The following is a 24,427-nucleotide window of genomic DNA, read 5'->3' as shown; positions in this document are numbered from 1 at the left end:
AGCACAGCACAGCACAGCAGAATTGTACACGAAAAAAACAAGAAAACGTCAAGAAATTTTCTTCAACCAAGTTTTAGCTTTTGATGAAATTGATCGTCTATTTGATCCAAAAGCCCTATCAAAATTCACTCGCTATAATGCCCAAGGTCAACAACCTGTCAATCAAATAAAACGTCATTCCGATGGAACCATTGCTGAAAACCTAATTATTAAAGGCAATAATTTAATCGCACTTCATTCGTTAGCAACGCAATTTCGCAATAAAGTAAAACTTATTTATATTGATCCGCCTTATAACACGGGGAATGATGGCTTTAAATATAATGATAAATTTAGTCGTTCAACTTGGCTTACTTTTATGAAAAATAGGTTGGAAATTGCAAAAGAATTATTAACTGATGATGGCGCAATCTATATTAATTTAGATTATAACGAGGTCCATTATTGCAAAGTATTAATGGATGAAATTTTTGGCGAGCAAAATTTCCAACGAGAAATTATCTGGCGTATTGGTTGGGTATCAGGATATAAAACAGCTGTATCAAATTATGTTAGAAATCATGACACAATTTTGTTTTATTCCAGAAATCACACATCATTAAATTTTAATAAGCATTATATTCAAAATAATAATTTCAAAGAGCTTATAAAATTAGATGCAAAAGCAAAAGAAACTTTTCAAAAGTTTAATATTGAAAAAGATGTAATGAAATCTATTTTAGATGAATTTAATTACAACAATCGTCCAGAACGTTATCCATTAGAAGATGTGTGGAATGCTAATGAATATGATGATTTAAATAGTATTGCAATTGTTAGTTTTTCAGGTGAAAGCGTATCCAAAATGTTAAATGGAGATGAGTTAAAAGGGCAGAAACCAGAAAAATTACTGCAACGGATTATTGAAGCTCATACAAAAGAAGGAGACATCGTCCTAGACTATCATCTCGGCTCAGGTACAACTGCCGCTGTTGCCCATAAAATGGGCCGTCAGTATATTGGCATTGAGCAAATGGATTATATTGAAACCTTATCCGTTGAGCGTTTGAAGAAAGTCATTGAGGGTGAGCAAGGGGGAATTTCTAAAGTGGTAAATTGGCAGAGCGGTGGCGATTTTGTCTATTTTGAGCTTACTCAATTTAATCAAACAGCTAAAGAATTAATTCAACATTGTAAAAATTTTGCTCAATTAGCACCGCTCTTTGAACAACTTTGTGAGCAATATTTCCTCAAATACAACCTCAATATTGAGCAATTTAGCAAAATTATGCAGGAAGCGGAGTTCCAGCAATTATCTCTTGATGAACAAAAACAAATGATGCTGGAAATGCTCGATTTAAATCAACTTTATGTCAATTTATCGGATATTGAAGATGAGCAATTTGCCGCTTGTTTATCTGATGAAGATAGAGAATTAAATCAGCAATTTTATGGGGTGAAATAATGGAAAAGAATTTAGTTGATATTATTGAGTCTCGTAAAGAGATTTATCTTGAAGATGGTGATGAAAATAAATTCGCCATTCCTGAGTTTGTCAGCAAAAATCTAAAATATCCATTTTTTGATTGGCAAAAATCCGCATTAGAAAACTTTTTAATTTTTGACCGCACTAAATACTTTAAAGATTTTCCAGAACTTAAAAATAAACCTACTCATTTGCTATTTAATATGGCAACGGGGGCGGGAAAAACCATGATGATGGCGGCGTTGATTTTATATTATTACCAAAAAGGCTATCGTCATTTTTTATTTTTTGTTAATCAAAATAATATTGTCGATAAAACAGAAAATAATTTTATTGATAGCAATCATAATAAATATTTATTTCAACCCAAAATATTATTGAGCGATCAAGTTATTCCTATTAAAAAAGTCGATACGTTTAGTTTATCGCCACAAGGTATTGAAATTAAATTTACCAGTATTCAAAAACTCTATAACGATATTCATATTGAACGTGAAAATCAAACGACTTTATCGGATTTACATCAGCTCAATATTGTGATGCTAGGTGATGAGGCTCATCATTTAAATACACAAACCAAGAAAAAACAGACCGCATTTGATTTCAATACAGAAATAAGTGGCAAGGCGAGTAGCGATGAAATTGAACGTAAAGGTTGGGAGCATTTAGTTTTAGAATTGCTATTAAATAAAAATGGTAAACCAAGTGAAAATGTACTGTTGGAATTTACCGCAACCTTGCCTGAAAACGAAGAAATTGCGAAAAAATATGCAGATAAGATTATCGCCAAATTTGCCTTAAAAGATTTCTTACAAGCTGGATTTACGAAAGAAATCAATCTTGTTTCTTCTACCTTGGCGAAAAAAGAACGAGTATTACACGCCTTATTATTTGCTTGGTATCGTCATCAAATTGCCATTAAATACGGAATAGCTAACTTCAAACCTGTGATGTTGTTTCGCAGTAAAACCATTGACAACTCTCGTGAAGATTATGAGCAATTTTTACATTGGACACAAAATGCAAGCGGTCAAGATTTTGCTTTTTTGACCGCACTCTTACAGAATTTGAGCGATGGCGATAATGCCAATCAGCAAGGCAAAACTCGCACTGAGCAAGCTTTACAGTTTATGCAGGACAATCAGTTTACCTTTGAGCATTTGGCGAATTGGGTGAAAGGGAATTATCAGCATCATAATGTGATTATTACCAACTCACAGACTAACAAAACGAAAACAGAAAAAACTGATGCAGAAACGGAAAAACTGCTCAACAATTTGGAGGCAATAGATAATCCAGTGCGAGCTATTTTTACTGTGGATCGTTTAACTGAAGGCTGGGATGTGTTGAATTTGTTTGATATTGTCCGATTATATGAAGGGCAAAATTCTGGCGGCTCAACCAAAAAGAGTGGTAAAACAGCAGCCGCTACTGTATCTGAAAAACAGCTGATTGGTCGTGGTGTGAGATATTTTCCTTTTGCTTTTGAAGAAAAATTGCCAAATAAGCGTAAATTTGATGGCATTGAACACGAACTTAAAATTTTAGAAGAGCTTTTTTATTATACTTTTGATGAGCAATCTCGCTATATTTCAGAACTAAAATCTGAATTACGTAAAGATGGTTATCTTCCTGAAAAAGAGGATAAAGTAAAAGTCACTTTTGCCATTAAGCCTGAACTGGCTCAAAACCAAAGTTTTAGAAATTTACTGATTTGGGCAAATAAAAAAGTAAAAAATCCTTATGCCAAAGCCAATAATGGCAATAGTTTAAGGGCACTGAATTTCTGTTTATCTTATCAAGTGCATAGCAATAATCTTGTGCAAGAAGTTCAATTTAAAGTTGATGAACAAGCAGAAAAAACCTTGCAATTAGGTGTGGAGGAAAACCGCTCTTTAACGCTAAAAATCAAAGAAATTGAACCGCACATTTTCAATAAAGCCATTCATATTAAGGGTAAAAATAGCCAATCTTTATTTCATTTTCATCGCTTGCGTGACAAGTTGGCGATTAAAAGTCGTCGAGAATTGCAAACCGATTTGTTAAGTGAGTGGAAAGTCGAATTTTTAGGCTTAGATGTCTATCGTGGCGTCTCTAATCAAGATAAGTTGCAGGCTTGTTTGCAAATTCTTGAAAAAATGGAACAGCATTTAAATGAAAAAGATTGCCAATTTATTGGAACAAAAGAATTTACCGCTAAAAAACTTTGGCAAGTTTTTGGTACGGCAAAACAAAAATGGGTGAAAAAAGAGCTAATTAAAGATGAAGTAGCAAAACCTGATTGGTATGCAATAGATCATTTTGCTGGTACAAGTTTAGAGGCGGAACTTGTCAATTTCATTGCCAAACGAATGGGAGATTTGAGCGAAAACTACGATTTCCATTTATTGCGAAACGAAGAAGTATTCAAATTAAGCAATTTTGCCGATGGTGAGGGCTTTATGCCTGATTTTATTTTATTGCTCAAAACGAAGCAAAAATCCGCCGTTGAAGGTGTAGATGATTTCTTACATTATCAAATTTTCATTGAACCTAAAGGTGAACATTTAACAGAAAAAGATCAATGGAAAGAAACTTTCTTACAGCAAATTAGTGCTGAATATGGTAAAGATCGCATTTTGCACAAAGAAACACCACATTATCGATTGATTGGATTGCCATTTTATACGGAGAATTCTGAGCAATTTTCACAGTCATTTAATGATTTCTGCGCTTAATTCAATGCCTTTGCCTTGAAAGTGCGGTGGGTTTAACCGCACTTTTTTTATATTTATACACAAGCATTTTTGTTAAGATAGCGCCCTTGCGTCATTAAGGCTTTACAACTGAATTAGGAAAAACATGAATAAAATTTACGATTTACATTGTCATAGCACCGCATCTGACGGGATGTTGTCGCCGCAAGAAGTAGTGCAAAGAGCACATCAACAAGGGGTAAATGTTTTAGCCTTAACTGATCATGATACGATTTCTGGTTTATCGCAGGCTCGTGAGCAAGCGGAAAAATTAGGTATTTCCTTCATTAATGGCGTTGAAATTTCGACTTCTTGGGAGAATCGTGCAATTCATATCGTTGGCTTGGGCTTTGATGAAACTTCTGAAAAAATGACCGCCCTTTTAACTAAGCAAGCAGAACTTCGTTTACAAAGAGCGGTTGAAATTGGACAAAAATTAGAACGTTTAGGCGTTGTAAATGCTTTTGCTGAAACGCAAAAACTGGCTAATGGAGAGGTGACAAGAGCGCATTATGCGCGTTATTTAGTGCAAATTGGCAAAGTTGCCAATGACAATCAAGCTTTTAAGAAATATTTAGGACAAGGTAAGTCGGCTTATGTTAAGGCGCAGTGGGTTGATATTCCTCGTGCAATTGAGATTATTCATCAAGCAGGTGGTATTGCTGTGCTTGCTCACCCTTTGCGCTATACCATGACAGCAAAATGGATTAAACGCCTTATTGCTGATTTTAAACAATGGGGGGGGGATGCAATGGAGGTTGCTGGTTGTGGGCAAACTAAGGATCAGCGTTTATTACTTGCTCGTTGGGCAGAAGAATATGGTTTATACAGCTCTGTTGGTTCCGATTTCCATTTCCCATGTGGCTGGATTGAATTAGGAAAATCCTTAGGTTTGCCAGAAAATTGTCGCCCAGTTTGGCAACTTTTATCTCAAGTAGAAAATTAAGTTTGTTTTATTACTCATCAACAATATCAATAAATTCAGCAGAGGTAAGCTGAGCAAGATCTTGAGGGCTAAGTTCAACACTAAGTCCTCTTTTTCCGCCTGAAACAAAAATTTTGTCGAAAGTTAATGCCGATTGATGAATAACAGTTTTAAGGCGTTTCTTTTGCCCTAAAGGACTAATACCGCCCACTAAATAACCAGTGCTTTTTTGCGCTATTTCTTTATCGGCCATTTCTATTTTTTTCGCACCAATCGCTTTTGCTGCTTTCTTTAAATTCAGCATATTAGCAGTGGGAAGGACGAAACAAGCCAACTTTTTTTGATCGCCATTTTCGGCAACAAGTAATGTTTTAAAAGATTGGGTTGTTGGAATACCTAATTTTTCTGCTGCTTCATCGCCGAAATGGGTATTATTTGGATCGTGTTCATAAGTATGTAAAGTAAAAGGAATTTTATGTTTTTTCAGTAAATCAATTGCGGGTGTCATTTTCTTTTCTCTTAATTATTTTGTAAAATGCGCCATTATTTTACCCGAAGTTATAAGAGAGAAAAATGTTAAATATTGCTATTGCCGCAGAATTTGAACTGGCTGAGAAAATTGCTGAAACCTTAGAGCAAAGTCAACTTGAAATTGAAAGTCTAAAAATTGTTGAGATTATTCCTTTCAATGAGGAACAAGGTGTTCGTTTTAAAAATAAAGCGGTGGCGCAAATTGCATCTGAAGAGGCTGATTGGAGTGAGTTTAACTATGTTTTATTCGCTGGTAGCGTGGAGCAAGCTAATCTGCTTGCACAAGCAGCGGATGCCGGTTGTATCGTCATTGATGTATTAGGGATTTGTGCAAATATTTCTGATATTCCTGTGGTTGTTCCAAGTATTAATGAAGAACAAGTAGTTGAATTGCGTCAAAGAAATATTGTTTCTTTGCCAAATCCACAAGTCACGCAATGTGCTTTAGCTATTAACAAGATGGTTGATAATATTCGACAAGTTGTCATTACTTCATTATTGCCAGCCTCTTATACTAATGCTGAACAAGTTGCTAAGCTCGCAGGGCAGACCGCACAATTGTTAAATGGTATTCCCCTCGATGAAGAACAGCAGCGTTTGGCTTTCGATGTATTCCCCGTGCAAAATCAAAATTTAGCGGCGCAACTGCAAAAAATTTATCCTCAATTAGACAATGTAGTATTTCATCAAATTCAAGTCCCAGTTTTTTATGGTATGGGGCAATTTGTGACCACACTTTCAGATTATGCAATTGATATAGAAAGCCAATTACAAGCTTGGCAAGAAAGTGAGTTGACCCAATACCATGCTGAGAAAGTTGTTACGCCTGTAAGCAATGGCGAAAGCGAAAATAGAGAGGAAAATGTCAAATTGCATATTAGTGCCTTAAGTGTTATGGAAAAAAGTGCGGTGGAAAATAGCGTAGAATTTTGGTCTGTGGCTGATGAACAACGCTTTAATTTAGCGCTAATGGCAGTTAAATTAGTTGAGTTAATCGGCTAGTCGGAGCTGTGTTAAATGCTGGAAAACACTCCTTATTTATGGTCTAATAAGCCCAATTTTCAGTTGACAAATAAAGGTTAAAAATGAGCTGGATTGATAGAATTTTTAGTAAGAATACAACTTCAAGTAGCAAAAAGTCTAATGTGCCAGAAGGTGTGTGGACAAAATGTACGTCTTGCGAACAAGTGTTGTATCGTGATGAGTTAAAACGCCATTTAGAAGTTTGTCCAAAGTGCGGTCATCATATGCGTATTGATGCAAGAGAGCGCTTGATTGCTTTGTTGGACAAAGACAGTACTGTCGAAATTGCGGCAGATTTAGAACCTAAAGATATTTTAAAATTTAAGGATTTGAAAAAATATAAAGATAGATTATCTGCTGCACAAAAAGAAACAGGCGAAAAAGATGCCTTGATTACAGTTTCTGGTACGCTTTATGGTATGCCAATTGTTGCTGCTGCTTCTAATTTTAGCTTTATGGGCGGTTCAATGGGCTCTGTGGTAGGGGCTAAATTTGTACAAGCAGCAGAAAAAGCAATAGAGTTAAATTGCCCGTTTGTTTGTTTCTCTGCAAGTGGTGGTGCTCGTATGCAAGAAGCATTATTTTCTTTAATGCAAATGGCAAAAACCAGTGCTGTGTTGGCCAAAATGAAAGAAAAAGGCATTCCTTTTATTTCAGTATTAACAGATCCAACCTTAGGGGGCGTATCTGCAAGTTTTGCTATGCTGGGCGATATAAATATTGCTGAGCCTAAAGCACTTATTGGTTTTGCTGGTCCTCGTGTTATTGAACAAACTGTACGTGAAAAATTACCTGAAGGATTTCAACGCAGTGAGTTCTTATTAGAACATGGCGCTATTGATATGATCGTTAAGCGCTCTGAAATGCGTGAAACCTTAGCTAATCTTTTAAGCAAGCTAATGAACAAACCTTCGCCATTTGTTGAACCTGAATTAATTGAAGAACAATCTAATAATGTCTAATTCAAATTTATTAACATCAACATCGCCACTTGAACAGTGGCTTTGTTTTTTAGAAAACGCCCATTTTAAAGCTATTGATTTAGGTTTAGATAGGGTTAAATCTGTTGCACAGCAATTGGATTTATTACGCCCAGCGCCTTTTGTGATTACCGTTGGAGGCACAAATGGCAAAGGAACCACTTGCCGTTTATTAGAAATGCTGTTGTTGAATGCGGGATTGCGTGTTGGAGTCTATTCATCTCCTCATTTGATTAGATATAACGAAAGAGTAAGAATTCAAAATCAAGAATTGGCCGATGAGTTACATACAGAAGCCTTTGCCTTTATTGAACAACATAAATCACAGTCTTTAACTTATTTTGAATTTAGTACGCTTTCTGCGCTATATCTATTTAAACAGGCTAATTTAGATGTGGTTATTTTAGAAGTAGGCTTAGGTGGGCGTTTAGATGCCACTAATATTGTTAATGCAGATCTTGCGGTAATTACCAGCATTGATATTGATCATACGGATTTCTTGGGCAATACGAGAGAAGAAATTGCTTTTGAAAAAGCAGGTATTTTCCGTCCAAATAAACCGGCGATTATTGGTGAGGCAAATATTCCTAGCACTTTGTTGGAACATGGGAAAAAATTAAATGCGCTCCTGTCTTGTCGTAATACAGATTGGACATTTAGCATACAGGAAAATAGTTGGGCGTGGGAAACAACAAAAGTGGAAACTATCTCTATGGATAATTTGCCTATTTGTAATATTCCTTTAGCAAATGCAGCAACCGCTCTAGCAACATTGCCTTATTTACCTTTTGATATTTCATTACCAGTGATTCATAAATCTCTGCGAGAGGTTGAATTGACTGGACGTTTTCAAAAAATGAAATTAGATAAGCTAACCAATTTAGCTAAATTAGCGGAAAAACCAATTGAAAAATTACCTCAAATTATCCTTGATGTAGGGCATAATCCTCATGCTGCTTTATATTTAGCGGAAAAACTGACCGCACTAAAAGCTAAATCAACAGGAAAAATCATTGCAGTCTGTGGTATTTTAAAAGATAAAGATAGCCAAGGTATATTAACACCTTTAATTAATGTTATTGATCATTGGAATTTAGTTACTTTAGAAGGCGCAAGAGGGCAGGGTAGTGATGCACTATTTGTGACGTTGCAACAAATATCACAAACTAGTGCTCTCAAAGTACAAACTTATGTTTCTGTATATGAAGGGGTAAAAAGTGCGGTGCAAAATTTCACAGAAAATGATGTGGTTTTAGTATTTGGCTCATTCTATACAGTTGGTGCATTTTTAGAGTTGCTTTGATAAAAAATAATCCTAACTACGAAAGTTAGGATTATTGCTATTTACAGTAAACTATTCTTTTTTACTTGGTTTGATTGCTAGCAAATTACATTCTAATTTACTGATAACGTGTTCTGCCGTATTACCCAAGAAAGCGGCAGACAAGCCAGTTCTTCCCACGGTACCTAAAACCACTAATTCAGCTTCTAATTCTTTTGCAACCGCAGGAATAACATCTTCAGGAAAACCCTCTCTTACATGAGTATGATCTTCATCAATACCAAATTGTTGGCGCAATGCTTTCATGTTTAACAGATATTGACCACGAATACCATTTCCATATTCTGTGGTAGTAAATTCAGGTAAATCAATTGCCATATTGATTGGTGTTGGCGGATAAGCAGTAACAAGATGAATATTACCACGTTCCAATTTATCCGCTAAATCAATGCCTAGAGAAACAAGCTCATTGTTTAATGATGTATGTTCATCTTTATCATCTGAAACGTTAACAGCTACAAGAATACGGCGTTGATGTTTCCAATCTCCATCACGAACAACCATGATCGGAGCAGGGCATTTACGTAATAATTGCCAATCTTGAGGAGTAAAAATAAGGGCAGATAAACGTTCTTCTTCCTGAGTATATTTAATCACAAGATCATAATTATGTTCGGCTACAGCATTTGTGATAGCTTCAGCTTCGTTGCTATGCCAAAGAACAATAGAATTAAATTCAATATTAGGATCTGCATATTTTTCCAGATAAGGTTGAACAGCTTGTTGGCGCTGTTCAATAATGCTTTTATGCATAGCATCTCTTTCTTCAGAAGACAATAAAGCTGACATTTCATAAGAAAAATCATATACAGCCATGAAAGTGGTAATTTTTACTTTATTTTCATTCTTTTGCTCTTTTACTAAGCGAACAGCTCTAGCCAAAGCATATTGTTTTTCTGTTTCAGGATTTAAAACGACAAGTATATTATTGAATTGCATAATAACCTCCGCTGTTTAACGATTTTCTGAGAAATCGATAAATTGGTTGTATTAATAGATATGTAGAAATAGGATAGGTAATATTTATAGAAATAACAAGCAGTAGTTTTTTAAAAAGTGATCGAACGCAATAATTTATTATTGCGCTCGAATTTTTTATCCAACCATTTTTATTTTAGGCTTAGTAGTACCAGCAAGCGCTGAAAGTTCAGGCATATTATTGATGGTAATATATTTGCCTTGAACAGATAAAATACCGATTTTCTGAAAACGACCAAGTAAACGGCTAATGGTTTCAACTGTTAATCCTAAATAGTTTCCTATATCGCCTCTGGTCATTGTTAGACGAAATTCTCGAGCTGAAAAGCCACGGGCAGAATATCTGTTGGAAAGGTTGTAAATAAAAGCAGCTAGACGTTCTTCCGCATTCATTTTTGACAGCAATAAAATCATTTCTTGATCTCTTTTGATTTCGTTGCTCATTAAACGCATAATTTGCTGTCTTAATTTGGGCATTTTTCCTGATAAATCATCCAGAATATCAAAAGGAATTTCACAAACCATAGCTGTTTCTAATGCTTGAGCAAAGCTAGGATGGCGCATATTATTAATCGCATCAAACCCGACGAGCTCTCCTGGTAAATGGAAAGATGTAATTTGTTCTTCGCCTGTTTCACTAATGGTATAACTTTTAATTGTGCCAGAACGAATAGCATAAAGAGAGGTTAATTCATCGCCTGCTTTAAATAAAACTTGGGATTTTTGAATAGGTTTCTTGCGTTCAATAATATTATCGAGCTGATCTAATTCATGTTCATTTAATGTAAACGGAATACAGAGTTGACTAATACTACAATCTTGGCAGTGAATAGCACAACCACCCGATTGAACACTTCGTCCAATTTTTTGTTCACAGGCTAAAATTTTCATTCGTTCCTCAAATAAAGCATTAAAACTGAGATAAAATCATGTAAACTTGATCTAACTCAAGAAATGATAACATTAAATAAAATAATTAAGAAGTTTTAAATATTAAAAAATACAAAGGAAATTGGTAATGGCAGCAGAAAAATTAACGAAGAAAAAACTAATCCAAATTTTATGTGTTCTATGCGTTTTACTTAGCGCATTTACTTATAAAACTTGTCAATATGTTTCTTAATATCTTGCATACACACTAAAAATCCTATAGAATTTCGCCGTTTTGCTACAAGGATAGCAATAGTTTATATCTTCTGTAAAATTGCAGTTAGATTGTGGTTTAGGATCATTAGAGGAATAGTATTATTAAAACCGTAAAAAAAGCTCCGGCAACAAATCGCCCTAATCGTATTAACGATGAAATTAGAGTGAAAGAAGTTCGTTTGATTGACCAAGATGGTGAACAAGCGGGTATTGTATCTATTCAACAAGCCTTAGATATTGCTGAACAAGCTGAGTTAGATCTTGTTGAAATCAGTCAAAATGCAGAACCACCGGTATGCCGTATTATGAATTACGGTAAATTTCTCTATGAAAAAGGTAAAGCTGCAAAAGAGCAGAAGAAAAAGCAGAAAGTTGTACAAGTGAAGGAAATTAAATTCCGTCCTGGTACAGACGAAGGCGACTATCAGGTAAAACTACGCAGCCTGATTCGCTTTTTAGAAGATGGGGATAAAGCTAAAATCACTGTGCGTTTCCGTGGACGTGAGATGGCTCACCAAGATATTGGTTTAGACGTATTAGAGCGTGTAAAAAACGACCTTGCTGAAATTGCCGTTGTTGAATCAGCACCTGGCAAATTAGAAGGTCGCCAAGCGATCATGGTATTAGCCCCGAAAAAGAAATAGTTAGTGCAATTTCAAGTAATAAAAGTGCGGTGTAATTACCATATTTTTATTCGCCTAATTATCTGATGTTAAACTTAAACAATGCGGAGTTTATAAAACAATGCCTAAAATTAAAACAGTACGTGGTGCTGCTAAGCGTTTCAAGAAAACAGCTTCTGGCGGTTTTAAACGTAAACAATCTCACTTACGTCACATTTTGACTAAAAAGACAACTAAACGTAAACGTCATTTACGTCATAAATCAATGGTTGCGAAAGCAGACCAAGTTTTAGTAGTAGCGTGCTTACCATACGCATAAGCTGCGTTTTAAGTACAGTCGTACGATTAGTTCAATTTTAGATTCATAGACAATAGGAGATTAAATAATGGCTCGTGTAAAACGTGGTGTTATTGCAAGAGCACGCCATAAGAAAGTTCTTAAGGCTGCTAAAGGTTATTATGGTGCGCGTTCACGTGTTTATCGCGTTGCGTTCCAAGCAGTGATTAAAGCTGGTCAATATGCTTACCGTGACCGCCGTCAACGTAAACGTCAATTCCGTCAATTATGGATTGCTCGTATCAACGCTGCAGCTCGTCAAAACGGTTTATCTTACAGCAAATTCATCAACGGCTTGAAAAAAGCATCTGTTGAGATCGATCGTAAGATTCTAGCTGATATCGCTGTATTTGATAAAGTTGCTTTTGCAGCATTAGTTGAAAAAGCAAAATCTGCTCTTTAATTTAAAGAATAGATAAATTAGGGTACCTTTATGGTACCCTTTTTTAGTTTCATAAATTAGTTTGAATATCCTATGCAACAATTTGACATTGTTTACCAACATCAAGATTTCATTATTATTAATAAGCCTTGTGGAATAAGCGTTCATAAAGATCAAGAAGAGCAAGGTTTAACAACAATTCTCGCAAATCAGCTCAATATTCCTCAAGTTTGGCTTGTTCATCGATTAGATAAAGTCACTTCAGGGTTGCTTATTCTTGCTTTAAATGCCCAATCTGCGACTTATTTATCACAACTTTTTGCACAACATTTGATTCAAAAAACTTATATTGCTTTATCAAAACATAAGCCAAAGAAAAAACAAGGGTTAATTATTGGCGATATGCAGAAAGCTCGCCGTGGGATGTGGAAACTTACTAAAAGCAAAGACAATCCAGCAATAACACGTTTTTATTCTGTTAGTTGTGAGCCTAATTTACGGCTATTTATTCTACATCCACAAACTGGAAAAACACATCAATTAAGAGTAGCAATGAAAAGTTTGGGAAGTCCTATCTTGGGTGACTTACTTTATGGTAAAAATGATGAAGAAATTGACCGCACTTATTTGCATGCATATAAGCTGAAATTTGATTACTTTAATGAAAAAATTGAGGTGATGGCTATGCCAAAAATCGAAAAGAATGGTTGTTTTTTCACGAGGGAAAGTGTTAAAAACGCAATAAATAAAATAGGGCATAACTAAATTCTAACTATGCCCTAAATAAATATCTAATTATAATTCTTTCTTTTTACTACGTTTCCATTTCCAGAATAAGAATACTGCAAGTAAGAATATTAAAATATAAATAACAAATTGACCTTTTTGAATTTGATGGTGTAGCCAATCTAAATTACTTGCACCAAAATCACCTAAATATACCCAAATAGGGACAGAAATAATTGCGGCACAGAAATCAATAAATACAAAACGAATAAAACTAACACGGCGTGTAATACCAGAAACCATATAAATTGGCGCTCTTAAACCAGGTAAAAAACGAGCAACAAATAAAACTCTATTACCATATTTGGCAAATTTTTCTTTTACCATTTTTAAACGTTTAAAGGTAACAATTTTTTTCATTAAGCGAGTTCGCAATATCTTTACACCGTAAATGCGACCGAGCCAATACATTGTACTGTCGCCAATTAACACTCCTAGCATACTTACAACGAGCATAATATGCACATTGACTTCGTTAGGGTACAATCCTGCGATCACACCGCCTGAGACTAATGTTATATCTTCTGGAATAGGAACCCCGAAACCACAAATAATAAGCACAAAAAAAACGGCAAAATACCCATAATCAGTAAAAAAATTAATCAGTAACTCCATGAAATATCCATTTATCGTAAAAAATAAAGCTCGGTTATTGTAGTCTTTTTGGCAGAAATATCCAGTTCAAATTCAATGTTTTATTTGATTTAGCGAGAATAATTCATTATAATGCGCACCGTCTAAAACATGACAACAAGTTTTAGCATAAATTAAGGGAAATCGCTGGGTCGCCTGCGGTTTTTATTTTTATTTTTACTTAAAGAGAACATAAAAATGGCATTTAAATTTAACGCTGAAGTTCGTTCTGCGCAAGGTAAGGGTGCGAGCCGCCGCCTGCGTCATAATGGTCAAATTCCTGCTATCGTTTATGGTGGTAGTGAAGCACCTGTTTCAATCGTATTAAATCACGATGAATTAAACAACGCACAAATTCATGATTCATTCTATTCTGATGTGATCACTTTAGTTATTGATGGCAAAGAAGTTGCAGTTAAAGTGCAAGCAATGCAACGTCACCCATTCAAACCAAAACTAGTTCACATTGACTTCAAACGCGTATAAGCAAAGTTTCAATGAATTTGAAGCCCTATGATGAAAATCATGGGGCTTTTCAATATGTTATAAAATGGAAATCCTATGAAAATTGCACTTGGTATTCAATATGATGGTAAAAACTATTATGGTTGGCAGAGACAAGATAGAGTAGTCAGTGTACAAGAAGAACTAGAGAAAGCGATTTCTTTTGTTGCAAATGAACCTTGTGAAATTTTTTGCGCAGGTAGAACTGACTCTGGAGTTCATGCAACAGGACAAGTAATACATTTTGAGACAAATGCAAATAGATCAGAAAAAGCCTGGAGTTTTGGCGTAAATGCAAATTTGCCTGATGATATATCTGTGACTTGGACAAAAATTGTTGACGAGGATTTTCATGCTCGTTTTAGTGCAACAGCTCGCCGTTATCGCTATATTATTTATAATAACAAGCTAAGATCCGCAATATTGCCGCAAGGAATAACGCATTATCACTTGCCACTCAATCACGAATTAATGCATCAAGCAGGGCAGAGTTTACTCGGCGAAAATGATTATTCCTCATTTCGTGCTGCGCAATGCCAATCAAAAACACCTTGGCGAAATATACATCATCTTAATGTAACAAGACTGGGACAATACATTATTGTTGATATTCAAGCAAATGCATTTGTTCATCATATGGTGCGTAATATAGTGGGGAGTTTAATTGAAGTAGGGAATGGAAATAAGCCAGTAGATTGGATAGCTGAATTATTGGAAAAAAAAGACCGCACTTTAGCAGCTCCTACAGCCAAGCCTCAAGGTTTATATTTGGTCGATGTGATTTATCCTCAGCATTTTGAAATTCCTTCTCATAATTTAGGTCCGTTGTTTCTTATTTAAACTTTTATAATCAATAATCCTCTGCTCAAGAGCACCTTTTTAATATTCTAAGAAGGTGTTTTTTATTTATCTAAAATAAAACGTGACACTGTATCAAATATTCAATATTAATTTTCCACCTGTTTATTTTTTCTCTTTTAAATTTCCTTAGGACTTAAATTCATCATTCATAAATAGAGTAATGCAATAATTTAAAAGTTACTTTATAATGCATTTCATTTAACATAATATTCATTATGCGTAATCAGTTATACGGTTAGCGAAAACTACGATATAAATAAATCACAGACTTATACACAAGTCACTTTTATCACTCAAGCAAGACAAATCAAGTGTAGATTAAACGTTGTAACATGCAATTATTAGTTTTATTAAGTTGCCAATACTATTTGTAATGCTTTTGTAAAGCTATTTTTAAAGATAAGCACTGAGTAATAATCAGAAACCATAAAAAAAGCTACGTCCTAACATAGCTTAGGTCGTAGCTTTTATGAGTTTCTAAATTCTAATTAGATTTTATTTGTCAAAATTTTATTGATCATTTCTTTTATCAAAATCACATTATCTATTTTTAGATCAAATAATTTAGCCTCTCTAGAATAAATCTCAAAAAATGACAAATTACTTTCTTCTACAACAGATGCAACATTTTCAGCGAGTTTAGACACAACAAGATCATGATGCTCTTTTGGCACATAGCGAGGATTTAATCCTTGAGCTTGTTGTTCATCGCCTCTTTCTATTGTGCTACGCCAACTCACATCTTTAGCACAAGTACAAATAATTACACCAGTTTGGTAGCCATGTTCTGCAAAGTTTTTTAGTTCTTTCAAAGGCAATTCTGCTCGACGGAAAGTTCCCTCAATAACAATATTAAATCCTTGTTTGATCGCCTCATCTCTAACTTTTTCTACCATTTTCCCAGCAAATTCACCAGTATATTTTGAAAAATCTTTGCCATATTGCGCATAAATTGCATCAAAATGTTGATGATATGGTCTGAATTCATCGCCATTAATCACAAGTATATTATTATTGAAGCGATCTAACATGACTTTTGTCCCATAGGACTTCCCTGCTCCTGGTTGCCCGCCTAACAGTACGGCAACAGGCTTGTTTGATGGTGAAATATAATTTCCTTTTAGCAAATTGCCCCATACTAGAGGAAATTTATTCTCTACATCCAAGTCAACATCATAATTTTTAACGTCTATATCAGAGTTATTAATAAAATTATATTTCTTGGCAATATCTTTAACTGAACGAGCAAGGGATAAATAATCGAGATCGCTAGGAAGGGATTGATAAATCTGGTGTCGAAGTTTCACTAAATATAATAGCTCATCCAGAAAATCTTCATTTTCAATCTCTTGACTTAACTTAGCTTGAACAGTTGAAATCAGCTCAAGCAACACATCTTTCTGCATTAATGTACTCATATATCCTCCATTGCTTATTTTAAATACAGATAAGGGGAGTTTCTGTTACATTGTCACTCCCCTTTTTTTTAATTTTATTTCATTTATCTCAATAAAGTAGCGCCATATTCATATACTTGTTGTAATAACAATAATTTATCTGGATTATTTTGATGCTCTTCAGCTAAACGTTGTAAACTTTCCTCAAATTGAACCGCACTTTTTTCAAGTTTACGTTGACGATATTTTTGCCATTTTATCTGCTCAGCACGATTAAGCATTTTATAGAAATGTCTTGCTCTATAATGGAACAATAATTCAGGAATACGTTTATCTAAAAAAGACAAATTATGTTCATTTAATTTTTCTGGAGGCAATTGGCGCAAAATCGCCATATTATTTTTATCATTACTATTAAAAAATTGACTATATAGTTCTGTTTCTACATTATCACTCGGCTCAAATTCTCTTTCATCATGAAAAATTTCAATGACTTTATCTCGAATATCAAGGGATTGACGTAGTTTCTGCAAATTCTGCAAACAGAGCTCTCGATCAATACCTAAACGAGCCGCATTTTCAGGTAATAAGGTTTTTGCTGGCGCAAGAATCGGACATTTATTAATGTGCACCAATTTTAGTGGTACAGGCAAAACATTATTTTGTTCTAATTTAGCTTTAGGCGTATATAAATTTTGTCGCAATTCCACTGCACTTTTAGTCAGTAAATCATCAATATTTTTAGCAAGATCACAAACAATAACTGCATTTTGATTTATCGGATGCCAAGCTAATGGCACAACCCAACTTGTATTGCCTCGATAATTACCCAACATTCCAGAAACATGCACTAATGGTTGCATGTTGGCTGTATCGATCATCTTTTCTACTTCCCTTTTCCCTCTATTTTCAAAGAAAAATTGGAACAGTTTAGGCTGTTTTTGTTTGATTAATTTTGCCATTTCAATAGTTGCATAAACATCAGCCATAGCATCATGGGCATTACTATGTTCTATACCATTTACCTGAGTTAATTTTTCTAAGCGAAAAGACGGCATTCCCTCGTCATCGTAAGCCCAATTTATTCCGTCGGGACGTAACGCATAACAAGCCCTTACTACATCTAGTAAGTCCCAGCGAGAATTTCCGTTTTTCCAGCTATATTCATAAGGATCAATAAAGTTACGATAAAAAGTATATCTCGTCATTTCGTCATCATAACGAATATTATTAAATCCCATAATACAAGTATTAGGCTGGCTAAATTCAGCCAAAATTTTCTCAGCAAATTCAGGCTCAGATACGCCTTTCTCATTACAAATTTGTGGTGTAATGCCCGTAACCAAAACCGCCTCTGGCGAAGGAAGATAATCATTAGTTTGTTTACAATATAAAATGACTGGTTCACCAATAATATTAAAATCTTTATCAGTGCGAACACCTGCAAATTGCGCAGGTCTGTCAGTGGCTGGGTTGATACCAAAACTTTCAAAATCGTAAATAAAAAAACTGAAATCTCGTTGCATATTTAGCTCTAAATAAATAATTTTTCTGCGTACATGAATATAATTGCGGATATACCAAGGAAAATCCCTACTCCATTGATTTTGCTGATTTTTTCTTTAAAGAAAAGTGCACCCGTTATTGCCCCCAAACAAATTACACCAAGATCCATTCCTGCAAAAACAATGGTTGGGCTAGAACTAAGAGATTGATGAGCTTTTATGTAGAATAAAATGTTAAAGAAATTTAATATTCCTAAAACAATTCCCCCAATCAAACTTGGCATACTCCATCTGGTTTTTTTCACTAGCAAATATAAAAACATCAATGTGCCTGCTAGCACAAAAGAAATAAATAGCGTTGTTGGGAATTTCCCTCCCATGAGCGCTGTTTTCTTAAATAAGACACCAATAATGCCATAGCCTAACCACACTAAAAGCAGAAAAACAATTGATTTTCCCGCATTTTCAATCACTTGAGTTGGTTTAGAAAGCAAACAAAATAGCGCAAGAAATGCAATGAATACACCGGCAATTTTCATATTACTTATGCTTTCATTAAAGATCACTACAGCTGCCAGAACTTGTAAAAAAAGTGCTAATCTTTGTGCGGCATCAGCTCTCACAATGCCAGCATACTCTACCGCTTTTGACATAAAAATAAAGACTGTTGGTAACAAAATGCCAAGACTTAAGAAAATACCTTGATGCTCACTTTGTTGGAAAAACTCAGTAAATCCTAAACCTTGAAAATCTGGTTTTAATAAAAAGTAACAAAGAGAGATAGCTGTGATGTAATTAAAAGCAATCGCCTGATCAATAGTAATATTATTCTTCCGTGCTACTTTGAGTAGAACTGAAACAGAAACGCTACAGAATATAGCGATAATAAGATATAACATAAAATTCCTTCTTCATTTTTATGACACAAAATTTAAAAGTGCGGTGAAATTTTTCAAAATTTTAACCGCGCTTTGTCTTCTCTACTCTGTCACACCAAACCCACGTAATCCAACCACGTGAACGTGCTCTTGATTGCCTGAAATTTTACGCACCAGCTTATAGGTTGTACCTTTTTCTGGGCTGATGTTTTCAGGGGCAGCGATTAATAGCTGCATATCTAAACGTTCACATAATTCAAATAACGTTGAGATAGATTTGCCGTCTAAACGAGCGGCTTCATCGAGGAATAATAAGCGGCAAGGCACAATGTCTTTGCCACGAATACGACGGCTTTCTTCTTCCCAGCTTTGGACTACCATTAATAAAATGGACATCCCCGTACCAATGGCCTCACCAGTGGATAATGCTCCACTTTCTGCTCTTAACCAACCGTCTGCACCACGATAAACTTCCACTTCTAAATCAAGGTAATTACGGTAGTCTAACAATTCTTCACCAATAGTTTGGGCGGTGCGTTGTCCCATATCAATATATGGATTAAGGCGTTGATATAATTTCGCAATGGCTTCAGAGAAGGTCATACGGCTATCGGTAAAGAGATCCTGATATTCGCCCTGTTCGCTAGATAAAGCATCAAGCAACATAGCATGAGTATCACGAATATTTACCATTAAACGCACGGATTTAACCTGACCAAAGGCAATATTTTGTAAGCCTTGGTTGAGCATACGAATACGATTTTGCTCACGTTGAATGGTTTTACGCATAATATTTGCAACACTTTCTGAACTGATCGCTAATTTTTTCTCACGTTGAGTCAACTCGCTAGTTAAGCGGTTAAGCTCAATTTCCATTTGTTCAATAGCATCAATAGGATCATCTGTTTTCAGAATATCTTGGCGAATACGCTCACGTAAATGTTGATAAACGGCAATAAAGAACCGCACTTTATTTTCAGGTTTGCGACTATCTTCAGAAATACGCAATGAATCACGCAGATATTCGTTATCTGCTACCGCCTGACGTAATGCACCCAAGGCTTTATCCGACATCGAACGCAATTCATCGGCAGATAAATAAGCAAATTCACGGCGGTTTAGGCGTTTTTCCACATCGCTACCACGGGATAACCGCATCACCACACACCAGCTAATTTTCGCCGCTACCACCAGTTCACGTTGAGTCTTGTATTCTCTTTCTGCTTTACGAATACGTGCATTTAGGCTTTGCGACTCGCTTTCAATTCTGGTTAACTCTTTTTCTACATGAGTACGGCGTTGGCGTGTAATAGAAAGCTGTTGATGTAATTCATCTCGGCGAGCTTGAGCCAACTGCTCTGCCCCTTGATCCGCACGAACACCAAGTTCGCCCACTTCTTGCAACAACTCATTTAAAACTTGCTGTTTATTATGCAAAGAAGAACTTAGCTCAATGAGCACTTTATTATAGTTAGCGAATTGAGCTTGTTTTTGGCGTAGTTGTTCACGGCAATTATCACGTTGTTGTTGGGTTTGCTCTAAACGTTGACGTAGCTGTTCATTCAAATCAGAAGTTTCTGCTTGAACTTCATCTTGATAAGCAAAATGAGCCTTACGTTGCACCACGTCCGCTAAAGCAAATAAGCGTTGTTGCACTTGTTTTTGCTGCATAACCGCTTGGTCATAATCGGATTTTAAACGCTCATAATGTTCAGGATCGCTTTGTAGGCTAGTGGCTATAGGTTCAAGTTGCGATAAATTCGCCCCATGTTGACGAATAAAGATTTCATCTTGTTGGGCAAAATCTAATTGCTCACGACATTCTTCAATGCGATCTATGAGGCTTTCATCTGCTAATAAAGCAAAGTGCGGTCTTAATTTATTGAGTAACTGCAACTTCTCTTTCGCATTATCTAATTGCAGACGCAATTGCTGTTCCGTGCTACTGAGCAAGTTTAATTCACGATCTATTTCATTACGTTGCTGATTAATTTCTGCCAAAGTCTGTTCTGGATTTGGTAAAAATGCCAATGCCAAATGTAAACCAACAAATTGGCTAAAATGCTGATGCAAACGCTGGCATTTTTGTACATCAAAGGCTTTTTGTGCATATAATTCAGAAACCTCTTCACGTTCTGCCGTTAATTCCTCTAAACGTTTTTCTCTTGCCGCACGGCCAAATAAAGGAATTTCAGGGAATTTTGAATAACGCAATTCACGCTCTGAAATCTGTACTACTACCCCATGGCTCAGCTCTTTCGCATCCATCACATTATCATCAAAGGCAGTTGGGTCGCCTTCAATTAAATATAAATCTTCTGGGCAATCTTCTAAATCATCTAGCTGATTTTTCACCGCACTTATATCACGCACCACAATGGCATGGCGGGCTGGGCCATATAAAGCGGAGAAATAAGGGGCATCTTCGATAGGTACATCATCATATAATTCAGATAACAACACGCCACCAAAGCGTTCTGCCAACATATTTAAGCGTGCATCTTCTGAGCCATCTGGCTGACTTAAACGAGAAATTTGGGTATCTAGCTGCTGACGTTTTTGTTCAAACTGATCACGCTCAATAGTTAATTCACGTTCTTTCAACAACTGCGCTTGCATAAAGTTCATTACATCTTGGCTATCAGCAAAATGCTCACCACTTTGCTCTTGCAAACGCTCTAAAGCAGATTGTGCTGTCAGCCATGCTGGTGCTTTTTGACTATTTTCTTGATGAAGTGCGGTCAGTTGTTCCCGTTTTTGACGTAGGCTAGAACGGCTTTCTATTTGCTCAGATAATTCCGCAGTTAAATCCTCAATAATTGCCTCTTGCTCCGCATAATAGTCTTCCAACTGCTCTGCTTCATCAAATTGCAAATCAGCACGTTGATTAAATTCTTTTAATAAACGTACCGCACTTTGTTGTTGCTGATAACGTTGTTCAAGCTCATGTAATTTAGATCTTAATTGCGGTGCTTGTTGAGCCTGTACTTTCTGCGTTGGATATTCTCTTAATAGCTCTTTGGCTTGCTCAAATGCTGCGGAACGAGGCACTTCGCCGGCAATTTTGCAGACTAATTGATAGGCTTTATCAAACTGTGCTTTCGCCACTTCTGATAAAGACATTTTTTGCTCAAGATCTAATACATTTTCCGTTAATTGTTCTGCTTGTGCTGAAAACTCCTGATGATAATCATCAATATTTTTCACTGCTAAATCAGCCAAACCACATAAATTCTTGGCTTTTTCTAAGGCTTGTATCGCTTGTTGATATTGCAAAGCACGAGTTTGTTGAGCATCTAAGGCTTGCTTATAATCTGCCAATTGATTACGAATTTGATCAACTTCAGTTTCAATTTCCTGTAATTGAGCTTCAGTTTCAATCACTTGCTCATTCGCATTTTCAACCACTAAAGTTTGTTCTTCTAAACGTTCCGTGATTTCAACCACATCTTGTTGATAGCGTTCAATTTTGTCTTGATGACGTAAGGCATTAAGCACCAAATTCAAATGATCCACCGCACTTTGATGATCCACTTCTAAGGTTTTCTCATTTTCAGCTAAATCAGCGGCTTCTCGGCTCAACTCGACTAAACGATGTTGTGATAAATATTGCTCGCCTTTGGCTTTATACCAATCTCGGCGGAAATTCACCGCACTTTGAATATTACCCAAACGCTCATTGGCGTTACGCATATAATCAGATGCCACATAATTGGTAGTTTCAGTAATCAAATGCTTGAATAAATCACGATCAGATTGAGTAACTTTAATGGCTTCCAAGGTCATACGGTTTTCACGCAAGGCTGATTCCATATCCTGAAAAGCCTTACGCACGCCTAAATTTTCTGGTAATAAATAATCACGCAAGGAACGGGTAATGGCACTTGAAATACCGCCATATAAAGAGGCTTCAATTAATTTGTAGAATTTGCTGCGATCTGAAGAAGAACGTAAACGTTTTGGAATAATCCCCAAATCAAACATCATTGAGTGATAATCTGCAATGGAATGATATTGCTTGAACTGTGCATTAAGTTTTTCAACTTTGTCTTTTAATTCATTCAGATTTAACACTCTGGCTTGGCGTTCGCCAACGACTTCGGTGAAAAGTGCGGTAGGATTTTGTGATAATTCTAAGCCTTGAACAGAGAAAGTTTTAATATCTACTTTCTTATCACGCCCAGCCACTTGTTGTAGTCTTGCTCCAACTAAGGTTCTTTGATGACGAGAATTAATGGTATCTAAAACCGCGTAACAAACACCTGGACGCAGTTTTCCGTGTAATCCTTTATCACGAGACCCGCTTGTAGCACCGGCTTCCGTGGTATTACGGAAATGTAACAAAGTCAAATCTGGAATAAGTGCGGTCACAAATCCCGCCATTGTGGTCGATTTACCTGCACCATTACCACCTGAAAGAGTTGTCACTAATTCATCTAAATCAAAAGTGCGGGCAAAAAAACCGTTCCAGTTGATTAAGGTTAAAGAGCGGAATTTACCACGCTCAACCCCTTCTGGAGAACTAAAGGGCGAAAGTGCGGTGATATTTTCGAGGGTTTCTTGTTGTTGCTCAACTTCATCAAAGTTTTGTTCAGCCATGCTTGGTTGTAACTCTAAATCTGCCATTATTCCATTCCCTCATTTTGTTCATCTTCAAAATCTTGTTCATTTTCTACCGCACTTGTTTCTAGCATACTTTGCTCCATTGCATCTTTTAAACTGGCTTTTTCTGCTTGTAATGATTGCGGTGTTGCCGCTTCCCCATCACGAATTAAACGTAATTGAGCTTCAAGCGGATCATCGCCCGAACGCACTTCCGCTCCAAAGCGGAATACGGACTCAGAAATCGTAAATTTGCCACTATGTTGCTCACCAACCGTATGAATCATACCTAAACGGCGTAATCGGCTGATGGCTGCACGCACTTTTTCTGCTAATTTTTGTTTATCCAAGTCAGAACCACTCGCACGCAAATTAATAGCTTTCAATAATTTAGCCTCGTCCGCTAAATTGAGTAATTCATCATAGACTTCTTGAACAGTAAAAATGCCTTGTTGTGCCAAACGCTCTGGGCTGAGATATAAATAACAAAGTACTTTCCCTACTAACATTTCCAATTCCGTCAACACAGAACGAGCAATCAAGGTTGTTGCTTTTGGGCGTAAGTAAAAGAAACCTTCTGGTGCACGAATAAGCTCCACATTATAACGGCGATAAAAGCTATCTAATTCATGCTGAAAATCCGCTAAAAAGGAATAATTATCTAAATATTCTTGCCCAATATGCTTACCTGAACGCAATTGGCTATCTACTTCAGGAAATAAAGGATTAGCAATGGCTGCTGCTAATTTGCTGGAAAGTAAATCTTGGATATTGTCTGTCATATTTTTCTCTTT

The 24,427-nt window shown here is 36.0% G+C and carries 21 protein-coding genes; 12 read left to right on the top strand and 9 right to left on the bottom strand.

The genetic code is table 11. From position 1 onward, the window contains the following. From B0186_RS08755 to rnm, 3 genes are all read left to right on the top strand, one after another. Positions 1-1,444, top strand: a 1,444-nt coding sequence (locus B0186_RS08755; protein ID WP_143411949.1) for a site-specific DNA-methyltransferase, incomplete at its 5' end; no start/stop codon positions are given. Continuing rightward, positions 1,444-4,182 carry a DEAD/DEAH box helicase family protein gene (locus B0186_RS08750; protein WP_078218978.1) on the top strand — a complete coding sequence of 913 codons (2,739 nt, stop codon included), beginning with the start codon at positions 1,444-1,446 and terminating at the stop codon, positions 4,180-4,182. The genes B0186_RS08755 and B0186_RS08750, both read left to right, overlap by 1 nt. Positions 4,183-4,306: 124 nt before the next feature. Further along, on the top strand, positions 4,307-5,146 hold the full coding sequence (gene rnm, locus B0186_RS08745) for an RNase RNM (protein WP_078218977.1): 840 nt from the start codon (positions 4,307-4,309) through the stop codon (positions 5,144-5,146). 10 nt (positions 5,147-5,156) lie between these two features. On the opposite strand, the gene ybaK is transcribed toward rnm, so the two are convergent. Beyond that, on the bottom strand, positions 5,157-5,633 hold the full coding sequence (gene ybaK / locus B0186_RS08740) for a Cys-tRNA(Pro) deacylase (RefSeq protein ID WP_078218976.1): 477 nt from the start codon (positions 5,631-5,633) through the stop codon (positions 5,157-5,159). A gap of 65 nt (positions 5,634-5,698) precedes the next feature. On the opposite strand from ybaK, the gene B0186_RS08735 reads away from it, so the two are divergent. The 3 genes from B0186_RS08735 (at position 5,699) to folC (ending at position 8,962) form a co-directional block, all read left to right on the top strand. Continuing rightward, complete coding sequence (locus tag B0186_RS08735) at positions 5,699-6,658, top strand: oxidoreductase (protein ID WP_078218975.1); 960 nt, start codon at positions 5,699-5,701, stop codon at positions 6,656-6,658. 83 nt (positions 6,659-6,741) lie between these two features. Continuing rightward, positions 6,742-7,641 carry an acetyl-CoA carboxylase, carboxyltransferase subunit beta gene (accD, locus tag B0186_RS08730; protein WP_078218974.1) on the top strand — a complete coding sequence of 300 codons (900 nt, stop codon included), beginning with the start codon at positions 6,742-6,744 and terminating at the stop codon, positions 7,639-7,641. Next, a complete protein-coding gene (gene folC / locus B0186_RS08725; RefSeq protein WP_169832927.1) occupies positions 7,634-8,962 on the top strand; it encodes a bifunctional tetrahydrofolate synthase/dihydrofolate synthase in 1,329 nt (442 codons plus the stop codon). Before accD ends, folC begins: the two co-directional genes overlap by 8 nt. 51 nt (positions 8,963-9,013) lie before the next feature. Here the strand turns inward: folC and uspE are convergent, their stop codons facing one another. Together uspE and B0186_RS08715 are read right to left on the bottom strand one after the other, a co-directional pair. Beyond that, entirely contained in the window at positions 9,014-9,940 is a 927-nt protein-coding gene (uspE, locus tag B0186_RS08720; RefSeq protein ID WP_078218973.1) for a universal stress protein UspE, read from the bottom strand. Positions 9,941-10,096: 156 nt separating this feature from the next. Next, a complete protein-coding gene (locus B0186_RS08715; protein ID WP_078218972.1) occupies positions 10,097-10,870 on the bottom strand; it encodes an FNR family transcription factor in 774 nt (257 codons plus the stop codon). Between the two features lie 353 nt (positions 10,871-11,223). Between B0186_RS08715 and infC the strand changes: the two genes are divergently transcribed. The 4 genes from infC to B0186_RS08695 all read left to right on the top strand — a co-directional run bounded on the left by infC (position 11,224) and on the right by B0186_RS08695 (position 13,232). Beyond that, positions 11,224-11,769 (top strand): translation initiation factor IF-3, encoded by a 546-nt coding sequence (gene infC, locus B0186_RS08710; RefSeq protein WP_456263915.1) that lies wholly within the window; start codon positions 11,224-11,226, stop codon positions 11,767-11,769. Between the two features lie 100 nt (positions 11,770-11,869). Then, positions 11,870-12,067 carry a 50S ribosomal protein L35 gene (gene rpmI, locus B0186_RS08705; RefSeq protein WP_005596065.1) on the top strand — a complete coding sequence of 66 codons (198 nt, stop codon included), beginning with the start codon at positions 11,870-11,872 and terminating at the stop codon, positions 12,065-12,067. 67 nt (positions 12,068-12,134) lie between these two features. After that, a complete protein-coding gene (gene rplT / locus B0186_RS08700; protein ID WP_005596075.1) occupies positions 12,135-12,488 on the top strand; it encodes a 50S ribosomal protein L20 in 354 nt (117 codons plus the stop codon). A gap of 72 nt (positions 12,489-12,560) precedes the next feature. Continuing rightward, the gene (locus B0186_RS08695; RefSeq protein ID WP_078218970.1) at positions 12,561-13,232 is read left to right on the top strand and encodes a TIGR01621 family pseudouridine synthase; all 672 of its coding nucleotides are present in this window, start codon (positions 12,561-12,563) and stop codon (positions 13,230-13,232) included. Between the two features lie 30 nt (positions 13,233-13,262). Here the strand turns inward: B0186_RS08695 and B0186_RS08690 are convergent, their stop codons facing one another. Then, the gene (locus B0186_RS08690; RefSeq protein ID WP_078218969.1) at positions 13,263-13,868 is read right to left on the bottom strand and encodes a DedA family protein; all 606 of its coding nucleotides are present in this window, start codon (positions 13,866-13,868) and stop codon (positions 13,263-13,265) included. 216 nt (positions 13,869-14,084) lie between these two features. Here B0186_RS08690 and rplY point away from each other — a divergent pair, with 216 nt between their 5' ends. Both rplY and truA read left to right on the top strand, forming a co-directional pair. Further along, positions 14,085-14,372: a 50S ribosomal protein L25 gene (gene rplY / locus B0186_RS08685; protein ID WP_078218968.1), complete on the top strand. Its 288-nt coding sequence runs from the start codon at positions 14,085-14,087 to the stop codon at positions 14,370-14,372. Between the two features lie 75 nt (positions 14,373-14,447). Beyond that, a complete protein-coding gene (gene truA, locus B0186_RS08680; protein WP_078218967.1) occupies positions 14,448-15,230 on the top strand; it encodes a tRNA pseudouridine(38-40) synthase TruA in 783 nt (260 codons plus the stop codon). A 509-nt stretch (positions 15,231-15,739) separates the two neighbouring features. Here truA and B0186_RS08675 read toward each other — a convergent pair. From B0186_RS08675 to mukE, 5 genes are all read right to left on the bottom strand, one after another. Beyond that, entirely contained in the window at positions 15,740-16,669 is a 930-nt protein-coding gene (locus tag B0186_RS08675) for a zeta toxin family protein (RefSeq protein WP_235817213.1), read from the bottom strand. A gap of 83 nt (positions 16,670-16,752) precedes the next feature. Beyond that, positions 16,753-18,174, bottom strand: a complete 1,422-nt coding sequence (gene sbcB, locus B0186_RS08670; RefSeq protein WP_078218966.1) for an exodeoxyribonuclease I — start codon at positions 18,172-18,174, stop codon at positions 16,753-16,755. 8 nt (positions 18,175-18,182) lie between these two features. After that, positions 18,183-19,052 (bottom strand): DMT family transporter, encoded by an 870-nt coding sequence (locus B0186_RS08665; RefSeq protein WP_078218965.1) that lies wholly within the window; start codon positions 19,050-19,052, stop codon positions 18,183-18,185. An 81-nt stretch (positions 19,053-19,133) separates the two neighbouring features. Then, entirely contained in the window at positions 19,134-23,657 is a 4,524-nt protein-coding gene (gene mukB, locus B0186_RS08660) for a chromosome partition protein MukB (protein ID WP_078218964.1), read from the bottom strand. Continuing rightward, positions 23,657-24,415 carry a chromosome partition protein MukE gene (mukE, locus tag B0186_RS08655; RefSeq protein WP_078218963.1) on the bottom strand — a complete coding sequence of 253 codons (759 nt, stop codon included), beginning with the start codon at positions 24,413-24,415 and terminating at the stop codon, positions 23,657-23,659. Before mukE ends, mukB begins: the two co-directional genes overlap by 1 nt. Positions 24,416-24,427: the final 12 nt, after the last annotated feature.

Source organism: Canicola haemoglobinophilus, from assembly GCF_002015075.1.
GTDB classification, from domain to species: Bacteria; Pseudomonadota; Gammaproteobacteria; order Enterobacterales; family Pasteurellaceae; genus Canicola; species Canicola haemoglobinophilus.
The sequence above is the reverse complement of the archived record's forward strand: the minus strand, read 5'-3'. Positions and strand labels throughout refer to the sequence as shown.